The sequence below is a fragment of the Enterococcus raffinosus genome, from assembly GCF_001886185.1.
In the GTDB taxonomy this organism is placed as follows: Bacteria; Bacillota; Bacilli; order Lactobacillales; family Enterococcaceae; genus Enterococcus_A; species Enterococcus_A raffinosus.
The window spans coordinates 13918-27776 of record NZ_JXLA01000046.1 but is presented as its reverse complement, the minus strand read 5'-3'; the positions used below and the strand labels follow the sequence as shown (position 1 = coordinate 27776).

Genomic DNA, 13859 nt, shown 5'->3' with positions numbered 1-13859 from the left:
TGTCGCTTTGTTTCAGCAACTTTTATATCATATCAGGTTTCCATTTAAAAGTCAACAACTTTTATTTAAAAATTTTTTGATAAAAAAACAAGTTTGCTTCGTGTTTCCTTCAAGCGACTTTATAAAAATACCACAAGATTTTTCATCCGTCAACAATTATTTTTAATTTTTTTCAAGATGTTTTTCTCTCTTGGGAACATTTAATAATATAGCAATCTTCAAGCAGTAATGCAACTATTTTTTACACTTTTTTTCAATCTTTTTTATTTTTCGAACGATCATTTGAAACTCCAAAATAACGTTCGATTTTAAAACAAAAATAACGCTATCTTGAGTATAAAACTTTTTAAACTTTCGCATAAAAAAACAGCCAAGTTTTACTCGGCTGTTTTTTCTTCTACCATAGGAATAAAAATTCTAAAAATTGTTCCTTTGCCAACAGAGCTTTCGACGCTGATACTTCCCTTATAGCTTTCCAAAAGTTTATGCGCAATTGATAATCCTAACCCATTTCCACCTTTTGTGCGTGCACGGGCTTTATCTACTCGATAGAAACGATTAAAGACTTTTGCAATGTCTTCATCTGGTATCCCTTCACCAAAATCCTGAATCGCTATCTCAAACTTATTCAGTGTAGAAGAGACAGAAATATGCACTTCTTTCCGATCCGTAGAATATTTCACGGCATTGTCTAAGATAATGATCAAAATCTGCTCTAGGTGATTACGGTAGATTTTCAGCATTTTTTCCCCATCTAAATCGTCATCCAGTGTAAAGGTGAACTCAGGGTAAAGTAATTTAAAGTTGTTGAATACTTGATAGGTGACTTCTTTTGCCTTAGACGTCTCATTTCCATAATACACATCAACTTGCTCTGCACGAGAAAGATCCAGCATCTCCTGAACGAGACTCTTCATCCGAACAAGTTCTTGTAGGCTAGCTTGAATAGACTCATCCAGTATTTCTGGGTCATCTTTCCCCCAGCGGTTCAACATGTTCAAATGGCCTTCAATCACTGCGACAGGTGTTCTCAATTCGTGAGAGACATCCTCAACAAATTGCTCTTGCTGTTCGATATACATTCGAATACGGTCGATCACATCGTTAAATATCACTGCAAGGTCGGCCAATTCATCATTGGTCGTAATATCCGGAACATGGACCTCTGCTTGAGGGTCTTGCCGAATAATCTCCATCGTATCCCGTAAAATCTTCACAGGCTTCAAGAAGTATGAGGACAGTAAGAAACCTAAGAAACTGCTCAGCAACAATGAAACGATCTCTAACACGATCAGCGTTAATAATAGCTTGCTGCGCATCTCGTAGAAATCCGACAATTCATAAAAGACTTGAGCGTAGCCAATTTTTTCTCTCGTTTTTTTTGAGTATATCGGCTCAACCGATAGAAACCCGTTTTTTTCATCGACTGTCACAATAGTCGGTGCTTTATGCTTGGTTTGAACTAAGGGTTGGTAGGTCTTTTGCGTTTTGAAAATTAATTTTTTATCTAAATTGTAAATATCAAGCGAAAGCTGACGCTGTCCTAACTCCGAAATGAAGTCATCAATACGCATCATATTTCCTTCTAACGTCATGTTTTGGTCATACATAGCGTTATCTTGAGTATCTGTTTCCGTCAATGTTCGATAGGTATTCACCAGTGTTAACTCTTCGTTGGCATTCGCTAAACGAGAGGTCACTTCAGAAATTGTGCGTTCAACGTTGTTTCTTTCCTTTGTAACAATTAAGTTGACAGAGGATTTATACGTGATTACGGCAAAGATCGTAAATACAACGAATATAAAGAAAGAACTTGTAAAGGCCCACTTGATAGTGAGTGAGGGCCCTTTCAGTTCTCTTTGTTTCTTGATAAATTTTCTCATGAGCGCATAACGTACCCAGTACCGCGAACGGTTTGAATATAGCTGTCTTCGCCTGGTACATCGATTTTATTACGCAGATAACGGATATACACGTCAACAACGTTCGTTTCCACTTCTGTCTCGTATCCCCAAACTTTATTAAGTAGGACATCACGAGCTAGAACGACGTTCACATTTTCCATTAGCGTTAATAGTAATTCGTATTCACGTTTTGTCAACTCGATAATTTCATTGCCGCGACGAACTACACGATTTTCTTTTTCGATCGTTAAATCACGATAAGTAATCGTTGTTTGTTTCGCAACGTTCTTATCTCCTTCGATATCGATGCGACGGAGTAATGCACGTAGACGTGCCAATAATTCTTCGATGGCGAATGGTTTGACGATGTAGTCATCCGCACCATGATCTAAGCCAGAAACGCGGTCAATCACTGAATCGCGAGCAGTCATCATGATGATCGGCGTATTTTTCACTTGACGAACACGACGACAAACTTCCAAGCCATTTAACTCGGGAAGCATTAAATCAAGTAAGATTGCATCCCAGTCACTTTCCAAAGCGGCTTCAAGTCCTGTTCTACCATTATAATGAACTTCTGTATCATAGCCTTCGTGCTTCAATTCTAGTTCGACAAAACGAGCTAGATTTTTCTCATCTTCAATGATCAGAATATTACTCATTTTTTTAGTTCCTTTCCAAGTTGAATTTCATTAAACCTCTATCATTATAGGGCTAAACCTGTCAAAAAGCTATAGTTAGTTACAAGTATTGTTATAAATAACCTCTGCTATTCTTCGTGGTACCAGCTATAGTGATAGATTCCTTCTTTGTCTGTCCGTTCATACGTATGAGCGCCGAAGTAATCGCGTTGTGCTTGGATCAAGTTTGCTGGTAACCGTTCAGCACGGTAAGAATCGTAATAAGTGATCGCAGATGAGAATGTTGGCACAGGGACACCTGCTTGTACAGCGATAGCAACAACTTCACGAACTGCTTGTTGGTACTTGTCAGTGATTTCTTTAAAGTAATCATCTAACATTAAGTTTGCCAAGTCAGCATCCTTTTCATAGGCATCCGTAATTTTTTGTAAGAAGCGAGCGCGAATGATACAACCGGCACGCCAAATTTTTGCGATATCACCAAATGGCAAGTCCCAACCAAATTCTTTTGAAGCTGCACGTAATTCAGAGAACCCTTGTGCATAGCTCATGATTTTACTGAAATAAAGAGCTTCACGGATTTTTTCGATCAGTTCTTTTTTGTCGCCTTCATATTTGTAAGGAGCTGGACCAGATAGAACTTTGCTAGCTGCCACGCGTTCTTCTTTATAGGCAGAAATGAAGCGAGCAAACACTGATTCAGTGATCAATGGTAGTGGAACACCCAAGTCTAAAGCACTTTGTGAGGTCCATTTACCTGTTCCCTTATTTCCAGCGGCATCTTTGATCACATCAACAATCGCTTTATCTGTGCCTTCGTCGTCTTTACGAGTCAAGATGTCTGCTGTGATCTCGATCAAGTAACTGTCTAGTTCGCCTTCGTTCCACTCTGAAAACACTTCAGCCATTTCTTCAACGGAAAGGCCTAGCAAATGCTGCATTAAATCATACGATTCAGCGATCAATTGCATGTCCCCGTATTCGATCCCATTATGAACCATTTTTACATGTCCTGCACCGTTGGCTCCTATGTAAGTGACACATGGTTCACCATCTTCGGCTTTTGCAGCGATTTGTTCAAAAATAGGAGCCACTAAATCATAGGCTTCTTTTTGTCCGCCTGGCATCATAGATGGACCTTCTAACGCACCCTTTTCACCACCAGAAACACCAGTACCAATGAAGTTGATGCCTGAGTTGGCTAATTCTTCATTACGGCGAATCGTATCTTTAAAGAAGGTATTTCCTCCATCAATTAAAATGTCGCCTTTATCTAAATGTGGTAGTAGTTGTTGGATCGTTGCGTCCGTTGCCGGTCCCGCTTGTACCATCAACATAATGCGACGAGGAACTTCAATTGAATCGACAAACTCCTCGATTGAAAATGTTGCTTTTAGATTACGATCAGGGTGTTCTGTTACTACCGCTTCCGTTTTTGATCCAGTCCGATTATATAAAGCCACTGAATAGCCGCGGCTTTCAATATTCAACGCTAGATTTTTCCCCATGACGGCCATACCTACGACACCGAATTGTTGTTTTGACATATTTATCCTCCTACTTCGTGTTAATGTACTTATTCTCTCAAGTGAGAAATAAGGTGGACTTTCACCACGTACAACAATCTACTGATTTTGTTTAATCATTTAGTAGATCTGTTATCCGAATTACTCAATACGATTCTCATTATATCCTAAGAAAGTGAGAATGGAAAATGAATTGTGTTTTCTATAAAAAAAACCGCAAAACGTTCAAATTGAGCCATCATTTATCTTCGAAATGACCTATTTGAGAAACTTATTAGGCACACTGGCTGAATTTCATCCAAGATAAGCCAAATCTCAAAATTGAGCCTTGTTCAATATACCTTAAAGTTTTTACAATTTCAAAGACTTTTTATTCTTCGAGCTGCGCTTTGCTCGCTTAGTTTTAAAAAAATAGACATTCGAAAATGTCTATTTCCAACCATATGATTTTACTCTACTTTCCGCCAGCTAATTGAATAAAGATGAGAAGAATCGTTGGGAAAAATGAAAAGGCCGCGTTATAGATAAAGTGGGCAAAGAGACTGATCCAGATATTCCCCCTCCAATAGTACAAACCTGCTAGGGCCGCACCTGCAAGCATCATAGGTAACATTAAAATAGGCACACTCGAGTAGTTATTATAGTGAGCCAGGCCAAATAGCACTGACGAGACAATAAGCATAGCTATCTTCACCCATTTCGTATCTTTCCAACGATAAAACAATTCATAACGAAAAACTGTCTCTTCTACAAAAGGAGCCATTAAAGGAATGATTCCAGAAATTGCTATAGGCACAACCGTCGAAAGGCTCGCAGAAGCTGTAAAGTCTATTTGAGAAAAGGCTTGATTTGTCTGAAAAAGACCTCTTCCTCCTAAAATAATTCCTCCAAATATAATTGCACCAAGAATACTTAACCCAAAATTTTTAAAGAAATGTTGCTTGTATTTTCTAAAGTCTTCAGCTAACAAATCTCGCTTTAGAATCACGGCTGTAAGAAAGCCAGTAAAGAAAATCAAGAAAACCAATACCGTCGCTAATAATTGATTTTTAGTTAGCCCTAGGACATTCAATAACGCACCAACTGTCAGTTCAACTGGCAATATGAATAAAACCACTGTATCTTTCCATGTCCATTTTTTTGTAGCGTCCATCTCTCTCATCCTCTCTGATTAAATTTTATGTTATAACATGTGTAAGTAGAAATTATTTGCTCTTTCCTCTCATTAGAAAATAGACGCCAAAGATTAAAGGTACTATTCCATATAGAAGTAAAAAGACGACGGTCTGCGTTCCATTCAGCGGATGTTCCACAAAGCTGAAAAGATCAATTAACGTATGTGTCACTATAGGTAGAAGTAAATTTTTACTGACTAAGAACTGGCTGGCTAGGAAAACACCAAGAAAAGTCGCGTAGACAACTTGAAGTATCACCAACTTAGGCGATACTTGTGTAGTAGAAAGTAAATTAAGAAAGTGAACAGCGCCAAATAAAAAACTAGAGATCATTATAGGCTTCCAGATGCCCTTTGATTGATAAACAAGTAGAAATCCACTTAAGAGAACACCTCTAAAAACGAATTCTTCGGTGATACCAGTAAGGGATGAAGTAATCAGACTAATCCCGAGTTTTTGAAAAGAAAAGTCGCCGACTCTCATGAACAACAGATCTGCCGCAATAGGAAAAATTGCTGGGAGCAGCAATAAAAGAGGAGGCATTTTTGCTCCACTCAACTTTTCAAAATGCCAGAACTTATTAAGGCGATATCTGTTTATCATCATAAAAGAAAGTACGATGAACACTACCTGAGAAAAAGCAGTGACAACAGCACCACTTGAGAAGCCAGTAATAGCTGAAGCGATACTAGGCAGAATCAGATAACCGATTATTATGACGAAATAAAAGAAGTACAGCTTCAGACGAGTTAAATGGTTTTCCATTTTTTTTCTCCATAATTTTTTACCTAAGATTAGTGCATTTAATGTTAATAGACAACTATTTTGCTTGTATATATTTGATTATCTCTTAATTTCTAGCGGATAATAAAAAAACAGTACTATACTAAGCAGGAATCGCTCGGTAAAGTACTGTTCATCACAAAAAGAAAAACCTCAAGACTCCATGGTTAGTCTTGAGGTTTTGATCTTCTCTATTAAAAAGTGCTTATGCTTCTTTAGACATAACATCTTTTCCATCATAGTAGCCGCAGTTGGCACATACGTGATGGCTCTTCTTCATTTCGCCACAGTTAGGACATTCGTTCAATCCTTTAATGGTCAATTTGTAGTGAGTACGACGTTTGTTCTTTTTAGCTTTTGATGTTTTTCTAGCTGGTACTGCCATTGGGTGTTACACCTCCTTATAAAATGAAGTATCATTTACTGATACATTTTATTCCAATCTTACTTGTCATCTTCCGATTCATTGAATAGTTCAGATAATTTTGCAAGACGAGGATCAATTGTTTCAGCGGATTCTTTTTTCTGCAGGTAATCTTCTTCGCTCACGACTTCCCAATCATTGCCCTTGGGTAAATCTGTCGCTTGCAATTCTTCTTCAGAAAAGACCTGCATCGGAATCGCTAATAAAATGTTATCTTCGATAGAATCCGTCAAGTCGATCGTATCATTGTCTAAGACAAGGATCTCTTCGTCTCGTTCTTCTTCCATTGAAGACCATTGCTCCCGTGTCATGAAGACTTCATCCACTGAAAGATCAAGTGGTAGATCAACTGGTTCCAAGGAGCGGGCTGAAGGAACAGTTACAATAGTTTTCAAACGATAATGTAAAATATATTCATTTTTTCCGACAGACAAGATACCGTCTACAGTAACCGGAGCTACTGCTAACACCTCGTTATCTCGAGCGGTCAACGCGTCATTTACATCAATCGTTTCTGAAAAATTTAGTGCTTCTTCTTTGTAGCGGCGCAATTCGCCAATCGACCATTTCATCATTCATCACCTCTAAGCAACAATCGATATTATACAGGTGGAAAAAACCTTTGTCAATGAAATTTTCTTGACACCTCGAAAGGCTTTACGAACTCGGTCAGATTTAGAACAATAAGACTAAACTATTTTTAAATTGCTTTTCAAATTTCAAAATAGTTTCGCTTATTGCTGAAAAATCTAGTTCGGTAAGCCAGACAATTTAAAAGCTTTACGAACTCGGTCAGCTTTTCTTTACGCTCTAGCATAATTAGCAAAATGGTATGCGTAGAAAAATTATTGTATTATTACTGAGCTAGCTGAGCACACAAGGATCATGGAAAATATTGACATCGTTCAATCACCCGTACTTCTCATAGAAAAGGACTGTGACAGATACTGTCGCAGTCCCTATTTCTACAGGTAACTTTTCAATCGAATGTTAGATTGCTGTTGTTTGTCCACGATATACGATACCGCGACGAGGGTCAACTGTAACTAGTTCACCATCAACAACCGTTGAAGTTGCAGTGCTTGCACCAACAACTACAGGAATGTCTTGAGCGATACCTACAACTGCAGCATGTGAAGTCAAACCGCCATCTTCAACGATCAAAGCAGCTGCTTTTTCGATTGCTGGCATATAGTCTTTATCTGTTGTAGGTACAACAAGAACCATACCGTCTTTTGCTTTTTTGATTGCTTCTTCAGCAGACTTCGCAACCACTGCGTGAGCAACGACTGTTGATTCACCAATACCTTGAGCTTGTAATAATTTAGAACCGATCATTTGAACTTTCATAACGTTTGTTGTTCCACGTTCGCCAACTGGTACACCAGCAGTAATAAGAATCAAGTCGCCTTCAGAAGCGAAGCCTAAGTCTACTGCTTTTTGTGCAGCTAAGTCGAACATTTCATCGGTTGTTGTTGGTTTTTCAGCAACCGTTGGGAACACACCCCAGTTAACCATCAAGCTACGTTTAGTATGTTCATCAAATGTCACAGCCAAGATATCAGCATCTGGACGATATTTAGAGATCATACGAGCCGTATGGCCTGATTCAGTCGCTGCAACAATTGTTTTAACGCCTAAGTTTTTCGCAGCGCGAGCCACAGACAAACCAATTGTTTCAGTTACGTTAGATTTATCAAATTCGTTGATTTGGAAAGAACCTAATTCTGACAAAGCAGATTCAGCTTCCATATCGATACGAGCCATTGTGCCAACAGCTTCAACTGGGTATTTACCATTTGCAGATTCACCAGAAAGCATTGTAGCGTCTGTTCCATCAAATACAGCATTGGCAACGTCAGATGCTTCCGCACGTGTTGGACGTGGGTTTTCTTGCATTGATTCTAACATTTGTGTTGCTGTAATAACTGGTTTGCCCGCATAGTTACATTTTTTGATGATACGTTTTTGAACCATAGGTACTAATTCAGGAGCGATTTCAACACCCATATCTCCACGGGCAATCATGATACCATCAGAAACTTTGATGATTTCATCGATGTTATCGATTCCTTCTTGTGATTCGATTTTAGGGAAAATATGAACGTGTGTCATATTTTTTTCTTCAAGGATTTCACGAATATCAAGAACGTCTTGTGCTTTACGTACAAAACTTGCAGCGATAAAGTTGATATCGTTATCTAAACCAAAACGGATATCGTCTGCGTCTTTTTCTGTGATACCAGGTAAGTTGATTGAGATACCGGGAGCATTTACACCTTTACGAGAACCTAGCATACCTGCATTTTTAACAAGCATAACTAATTCACGATTTGATTCGTCTTTGCCAATGATTTCCATGTCGATCAAGCCATCATCGAATAAGATGTGTCCACCGATGTGCGCGTCGTCGTACAAACCTGGGTAAGTAACAGCGATTTTTTCTTTCGTCCCTTTATGTTCTGGGTCCATTGAGATACGAGTTTCATCGCCTACGTTGAATTCGATATAGCCAGCGCGGCCGTAATCTGCGTCTGTAGTATCTTGAACAGTTGTACGGATTTCAGCACCTTTAGTATCTAAAAGAATACCGACATCTTTACCAGTTTTTTCTACTGCTTCACGAACCATGTTCATACGTGCAAGCTGTTCTTCGTGGTCTCCGTGTGAGAAGTTGAAACGGAACACGTTAGCACCAGCTTCAATTAATTGAGAAATTGTTTCAACCGTGTTACTTGCTGGTCCTAATGTACTAACGATCTTCGTTTTTTTCATTACGTAATACGCTCCATTCTTGATTGTTTATAATATATAGTCTTTTAACTATTATTAACGAGATTAAAATGAGATTTCGTTGTTCAGATTGTATAATGATAAATCTGGTTTGTGTTTGTTATTTTCCAATGTATCAACGATATCTGATGCAACAATGCTGTTGTCTTCAATACCAATACACAATCCGCCTTTACCTTCTAGCAATAAATCAACAGCATATGAACCAAATTTGCTGGCTAACACACGGTCGCGAGCGCTTGGTGAACCACCACGAACTACGTGACCCAATACACTGACACGTGTATGGAAGTCGCCATATTCAGCTAGTTTATCAGCAAATTCATTTCCGCCCATTACACCTTCAGCTAAGATGATCAAGCAATGTTTCTTCCCGCGATCGCGGCCAGCTTGGATCTTTTTAGCGATACGTTCCATATCAAAATCATGTTCAGGAATAACGATTTCATCTGCTCCACCTGCAACACCAGACCATAGAGCGATGTCGCCAGCGTTACGTCCCATCACTTCGATGACAAAAGTACGTACGTGTGAAGTTGCAGTATCACGAATACGGTCAACGGATTCTAATACCGTATTGATTGCCGTATCAAAGCCGACAGTAAAGTCTGTTCCTGGAATATCATTGTCGATCGTTCCGGGGATACCAACAGCTGGGTAGCCATGTTTTGTCAAGGCCATCGCACCATGATATGAACCGTCACCACCGATAACAACTAACCCTTCGATGCCGAATTTTTTCAATTGTTCGATCCCTTTTAATTGCCCTTCTTCAGTAGCAAATTCTGGGTAACGAGCTGAATATAGGAAAGTTCCGCCTCGTTGGATCTTGTCACCAACATCCGCAACATCTAAACGACGGATATCGCCAGCAACTAGTCCGGCAAAACCATAATTGATGCCATAAACTTCCATGCCTTCAAAAATCGCTTTACGAACGACCGCACGAACAGCAGCGTTCATTCCAGGAGCGTCTCCTCCACTTGTTAAAATTCCAATGCGTTTCATTTTCTCACCTCATAAGTATTCTCAAAAAACATACATCGTTTAATTCATGGTACATTCTACCAAAAAACATCCCAAAAGTCTTGGGATGTCTACAGGAAAAGCTTAGATTTTGAAAAAAGTTTTTGAAAGTTACAAGAAATCATCTTATTACGACGTTTTGTTCCCCTAATATGTCACTTAAAGCATTTAAGAGGGTGTCATTAACCCCCACCCAAAACTTTTTATCCAGCACAATCTTCCGTCGGCTTTTTTCATAAAAGATCACCACTGGTACTTTTCCTGGTGATAATTGAAGTCTTTCAGCAATCCCCCGCTGGATTTCTTTTGTATCTCGATCGGATTGAACACGTATAAATAGAGTTTTGTCACTAATGTCATCTTCCGCCGCTTGGGCAGGAACCATTTCTTCCACTAACAACTGAATCGCTTGGTCATAACGGCTACGTTCGACCTTCCCTTGAACTAGATAGACTTTTTCTAATTCGATTTCGTTCCTTACTCGACGATACGTTTGTGGAAAAACAGTTAATGAAATTTCCCCGCTTTGATCATTTCCCGTCAAGAACGCCATCTGTTCCCCTTTTTTTGTGCGAATCTCACGAATATCTTTTAAATAGAAGAGAATTTTTCCATTGCTGCCAACAGAGAGCTCTGTGATTGGCTGAAGATCCTTTTGTTTCAGTAGTTTCGGATAATTTTCGGTCGGATGTCCTGAGACATATAAGCCAAGATATTGTTCCTCATAATTCAAACGTTCGGCTAATGAATAATCCGCAGAAGGCCGTTCCTTCAAACTCATAACATCCAGCAATGACATGCTGCCGCCGCTGTATTCTACGTTTTGAATCTTTCCTTCTAATCCATCCGCCAGCTCTCTTCGATTTGGATGAAGCTCATCGAAGGCGCCAATAAAAATCAATGGAGCGATGTAATCGATCTTCAGCCAACGTGATTCAATTCTCAGAAGAAACTGATCCAAAGACTTGAAGGGACCTTCTTCTTTACGGGTCGACAAAATGTCACTAACAAAGTCACGCCGCATTCCCTTGATTGCATCTAGCCCAAACCGAATCAGCTCTTTTTCCACCAAGGTAAAGCTGTAACTGCTGCGGTTGATATCTGGCGCTAGCAGTTTCACTCCTGCACGATTAGCCTCAGCGATATACTCCCGCAGCTTTTTCGGATCATTCCGAACAGACTGCATCAAGGCGGTATAAAATGCACCTGGATAATGGACCTTTAGATAGGCCATTTGATACCCAACAAAACTATAGGCTACCGAATGGGATCGATTAAATCCATAATTGGCGAAGCGTTCGATATAATCGTAGACTTCTTCTGCACTCCTTTGACTGTGTCCGCGACCAACTGCCCCGCTAACAAAATGCCGCCTTTCTTCATCTAAAAGGTCCTTTTTCTTTTTGCTGACCGCCCGCCGCAGAATATCGGCTTCTCCTAATGTAAAACCTGCCATCTGTGCAGCTACCTGCATGATCTGTTCCTGATAAACAATAAATCCATAAGTCGGTGCTAAAATTTGCTGAACCGAGGCATCTGGAAAGGAGACCGGCTCTTTGCCATTTTTTCGTGCAATAAATTGATCGATAATCTGCATAGGACCTGGACGATACAATGCGTTAACTGCGACGATGTCTTCAAAGGACGTCGGATGAAGATTTCGCAACACTTTTCGGATACCAGCCGATTCAAATTGAAAAACCCCGCTTGTTTCTCCTCGCTGGAATAAAGCCAGTGTTTCCGGGTCATCCAACGGAACATTTTTTAAATTCAATTCCTCATGATAGACCCGACGAACATTTTGCAGCGCATTGTCAATGATCGAAAGATTGCGCAAGCCCAAAAAGTCCATTTTTAACAAGCCGATAGCTTCCACATCCGTCATGGTAAATTGCGTCAGCAGAATATCTTCTGAACCATTTTGCAACGGAACAACGTTTATCAAATTAATATCACTAATCACTACACCACCTGCGTGGGTAGACACATGGCGCGGCAAACCTTCTAAGCTCAACGCTGTCTGAAAAAGTAAGTTGCTGCGTTCATCATTTGCCACCAGTCGTTTCAATGGCTCGGATTTTTCATACGCTTCTCGCAACGTAATTTTTAATTGATTCGGGATTGCCTTTGACCAGCGATTCGCTTCACTTTGGGACAATCCAAAGACTCGACCAACATCTCTAAGAACCATTTTCGCCGCCATGGTTCCAAATGTGGCGATTTGCGAGACATGAAAATGTCCATACTTCTCATGAACATAATGCAGAACTTGATTTCGTCGATTGTCTGGAATATCCAAATCAATATCGGGCATGCTGTTTCGTTCAGGATTCAGAAATCGCTCAAATAATAAATTGTATTTGATTGGATCAACATCCGTGATGCTTAAAACGTAAGCTACCAATGAGCCTGCTGCAGAGCCACGACCCGCGCCAGAAACAATTTTACTGCGATGGACGTAATCCATTACATCCCAGACGATTAAGAAATAATCATCAAACCCCATATTATGGATGATCCCCAACTCACGGGTCAACCGTTGACGGTACTCCTCCGTTACATTAGCAATTCGCTCTGGCAATCTCTGCCAACACAGCTCCTGCAAATAAGCTTCCGCTGTTTGCGGTGTTGGTACTGGATAGTGGGGCAAAAGCTTTTGGTGCAGCGGCAATTCAAACTGACAAGCTTCTGCCAGTTTTTGAGCATTTATAACCGCCTCTGTATCATCAAATCCCGCAATAAGCTTGTCCATCTCTACTAAATAATTATCCCCCAACTGATTGGTCAATTCTTCTCGCGGCAATTGACTGCCATTTTGAATGTGACCCATTACTTTGATCGCGAATGCCTGTGTTGAATCTAAATAGGCGACTTCGTGAATCGCAAGTTTTGGAAAAGAAGCCGGTAGATCAGAGACCTTCGTTGCCGGAGAAATACCCAAATACGTTTCGCCAGTGATGATTTGCGTCAATTTTGGCAAAAAAGATTCTAAGGGTTCATATAATCCGTCTACTGGTAACACCGTTATCAGATTTTCACCATCAATTTGGTATTCAGCTAATGTTTGCGGTTTTTCTGCCATCATTCGCGTACTAGAAAGACGCATCAGCTCCTGATAACCAGCAACATTTTTTGCATATAACAAGATTTTTTCAATCGCTTCTTCAGAATAAAAATCCAATTCTAGACCAATAATTCCCATCAGCTGGTGCTTCTGGCATGCCTGAAAGAATTCAACAGCTCCGTATAATACATTCTCATCAGTAATCGCGATCGCGGAATAACCCCTCGCCTTTGCTGATTGCACATACTCGTTGATTGTTAAGGTACTTTTCAATAATGAATAGGAAGTTTTCGTATAAAGTTGTGGTAGATTCATGAGCTCCTCCTACTTCGTTTTAATGTATTTACTTTTCTCAGTGAGGAAAATAAGCCTGTTCCTCAGCACGTATATCATTCCACTATACTGTTATTTCATTGTTTACTGGGAAAAGTGGAACTGACATCCTACTTCGTTTTCGTTTTAATGTAATTATTTTTCTCGCTAAGAAAAAAGATTATTCCTCTTTATGTACATCTTTTACTTG

At 39.8% G+C, this 13859-nt stretch carries 10 protein-coding genes; all 10 read right to left on the bottom strand.

From position 1 onward, the window contains the following. Nucleotides 1-377: 377 nt before the first annotated feature. The 10 genes from RV13_RS17975 to RV13_RS17930 all read right to left on the bottom strand — a co-directional run bounded on the left by RV13_RS17975 (nucleotide 378) and on the right by RV13_RS17930 (nucleotide 13651). A complete protein-coding gene (locus RV13_RS17975) occupies nucleotides 378-1883 on the bottom strand; it encodes a HAMP domain-containing sensor histidine kinase (protein WP_010746309.1) in 1506 nt (501 codons plus the stop codon). Further along, the gene (locus tag RV13_RS17970; RefSeq protein ID WP_010740068.1) at nucleotides 1880-2566 is read right to left on the bottom strand and encodes a response regulator transcription factor; all 687 of its coding nucleotides are present in this window, start codon (nucleotides 2564-2566) and stop codon (nucleotides 1880-1882) included. Before RV13_RS17970 ends, RV13_RS17975 begins: the two co-directional genes overlap by 4 nt. A 107-nt stretch (nucleotides 2567-2673) precedes the next feature. Beyond that, a complete protein-coding gene (gene gndA, locus RV13_RS17965; protein ID WP_060789552.1) occupies nucleotides 2674-4092 on the bottom strand; it encodes an NADP-dependent phosphogluconate dehydrogenase in 1419 nt (472 codons plus the stop codon). Between the two features lie 433 nt (nucleotides 4093-4525). Further along, the gene (locus RV13_RS17960) at nucleotides 4526-5224 is read right to left on the bottom strand and encodes a CPBP family intramembrane glutamic endopeptidase (RefSeq protein WP_010746307.1); all 699 of its coding nucleotides are present in this window, start codon (nucleotides 5222-5224) and stop codon (nucleotides 4526-4528) included. Between the two features lie 52 nt (nucleotides 5225-5276). Next, on the bottom strand, nucleotides 5277-6011 hold the full coding sequence (locus RV13_RS17955; RefSeq protein WP_010746306.1) for a CPBP family intramembrane glutamic endopeptidase: 735 nt from the start codon (nucleotides 6009-6011) through the stop codon (nucleotides 5277-5279). Nucleotides 6012-6234: 223 nt separating this feature from the next. Next, nucleotides 6235-6414 carry a 50S ribosomal protein L32 gene (gene rpmF, locus RV13_RS17950; protein ID WP_010740070.1) on the bottom strand — a complete coding sequence of 60 codons (180 nt, stop codon included), beginning with the start codon at nucleotides 6412-6414 and terminating at the stop codon, nucleotides 6235-6237. A gap of 59 nt (nucleotides 6415-6473) precedes the next feature. Next, nucleotides 6474-7025, bottom strand: coding sequence for a YceD family protein (locus RV13_RS17945; protein WP_028020742.1), 552 nt, complete (start codon nucleotides 7023-7025; stop codon nucleotides 6474-6476). Nucleotides 7026-7443: 418 nt separating this feature from the next. Beyond that, nucleotides 7444-9228, bottom strand: coding sequence for a pyruvate kinase (gene pyk / locus RV13_RS17940; protein ID WP_010746304.1), 1785 nt, complete (start codon nucleotides 9226-9228; stop codon nucleotides 7444-7446). A gap of 63 nt (nucleotides 9229-9291) precedes the next feature. Then, the gene (pfkA, locus tag RV13_RS17935) at nucleotides 9292-10254 is read right to left on the bottom strand and encodes a 6-phosphofructokinase (RefSeq protein ID WP_010746303.1); all 963 of its coding nucleotides are present in this window, start codon (nucleotides 10252-10254) and stop codon (nucleotides 9292-9294) included. A 139-nt stretch (nucleotides 10255-10393) separates the two neighbouring features. Continuing rightward, nucleotides 10394-13651 (bottom strand): DNA polymerase III subunit alpha, encoded by a 3258-nt coding sequence (locus RV13_RS17930; protein ID WP_010746302.1) that lies wholly within the window; start codon nucleotides 13649-13651, stop codon nucleotides 10394-10396. Nucleotides 13652-13859 lie beyond the last annotated feature (208 nt).

What these genes read in the sequence shown, in the direction of transcription:
- RV13_RS17975 (WP_010746309.1), bottom strand. Translation starts at nt 1,883, where the DNA reads ATGAGAAAATTTATCAAGAAACAAAGAGAACTGAAAGGGCCCTCACTC.
- RV13_RS17970 (WP_010740068.1), bottom strand. Translation starts at nt 2,566, where the DNA reads ATGAGTAATATTCTGATCATTGAAGATGAGAAAAATCTAGCTCGTTTT.
- gndA (WP_060789552.1), bottom strand. Translation starts at nt 4,092, where the DNA reads ATGTCAAAACAACAATTCGGTGTCGTAGGTATGGCCGTCATGGGGAAA.
- RV13_RS17960 (WP_010746307.1), bottom strand. Translation starts at nt 5,224, where the DNA reads ATGGACGCTACAAAAAAATGGACATGGAAAGATACAGTGGTTTTATTC.
- RV13_RS17955 (WP_010746306.1), bottom strand. Translation starts at nt 6,011, where the DNA reads ATGGAAAACCATTTAACTCGTCTGAAGCTGTACTTCTTTTATTTCGTC.
- rpmF (WP_010740070.1), bottom strand. Translation starts at nt 6,414, where the DNA reads ATGGCAGTACCAGCTAGAAAAACATCAAAAGCTAAAAAGAACAAACGT.
- RV13_RS17945 (WP_028020742.1), bottom strand. Translation starts at nt 7,025, where the DNA reads ATGAAATGGTCGATTGGCGAATTGCGCCGCTACAAAGAAGAAGCACTA.
- pyk (WP_010746304.1), bottom strand. Translation starts at nt 9,228, where the DNA reads ATGAAAAAAACGAAGATCGTTAGTACATTAGGACCAGCAAGTAACACG.
- pfkA (WP_010746303.1), bottom strand. Translation starts at nt 10,254, where the DNA reads ATGAAACGCATTGGAATTTTAACAAGTGGAGGAGACGCTCCTGGAATG.
- RV13_RS17930 (WP_010746302.1), bottom strand. Translation starts at nt 13,651, where the DNA reads ATGAATCTACCACAACTTTATACGAAAACTTCCTATTCATTATTGAAA.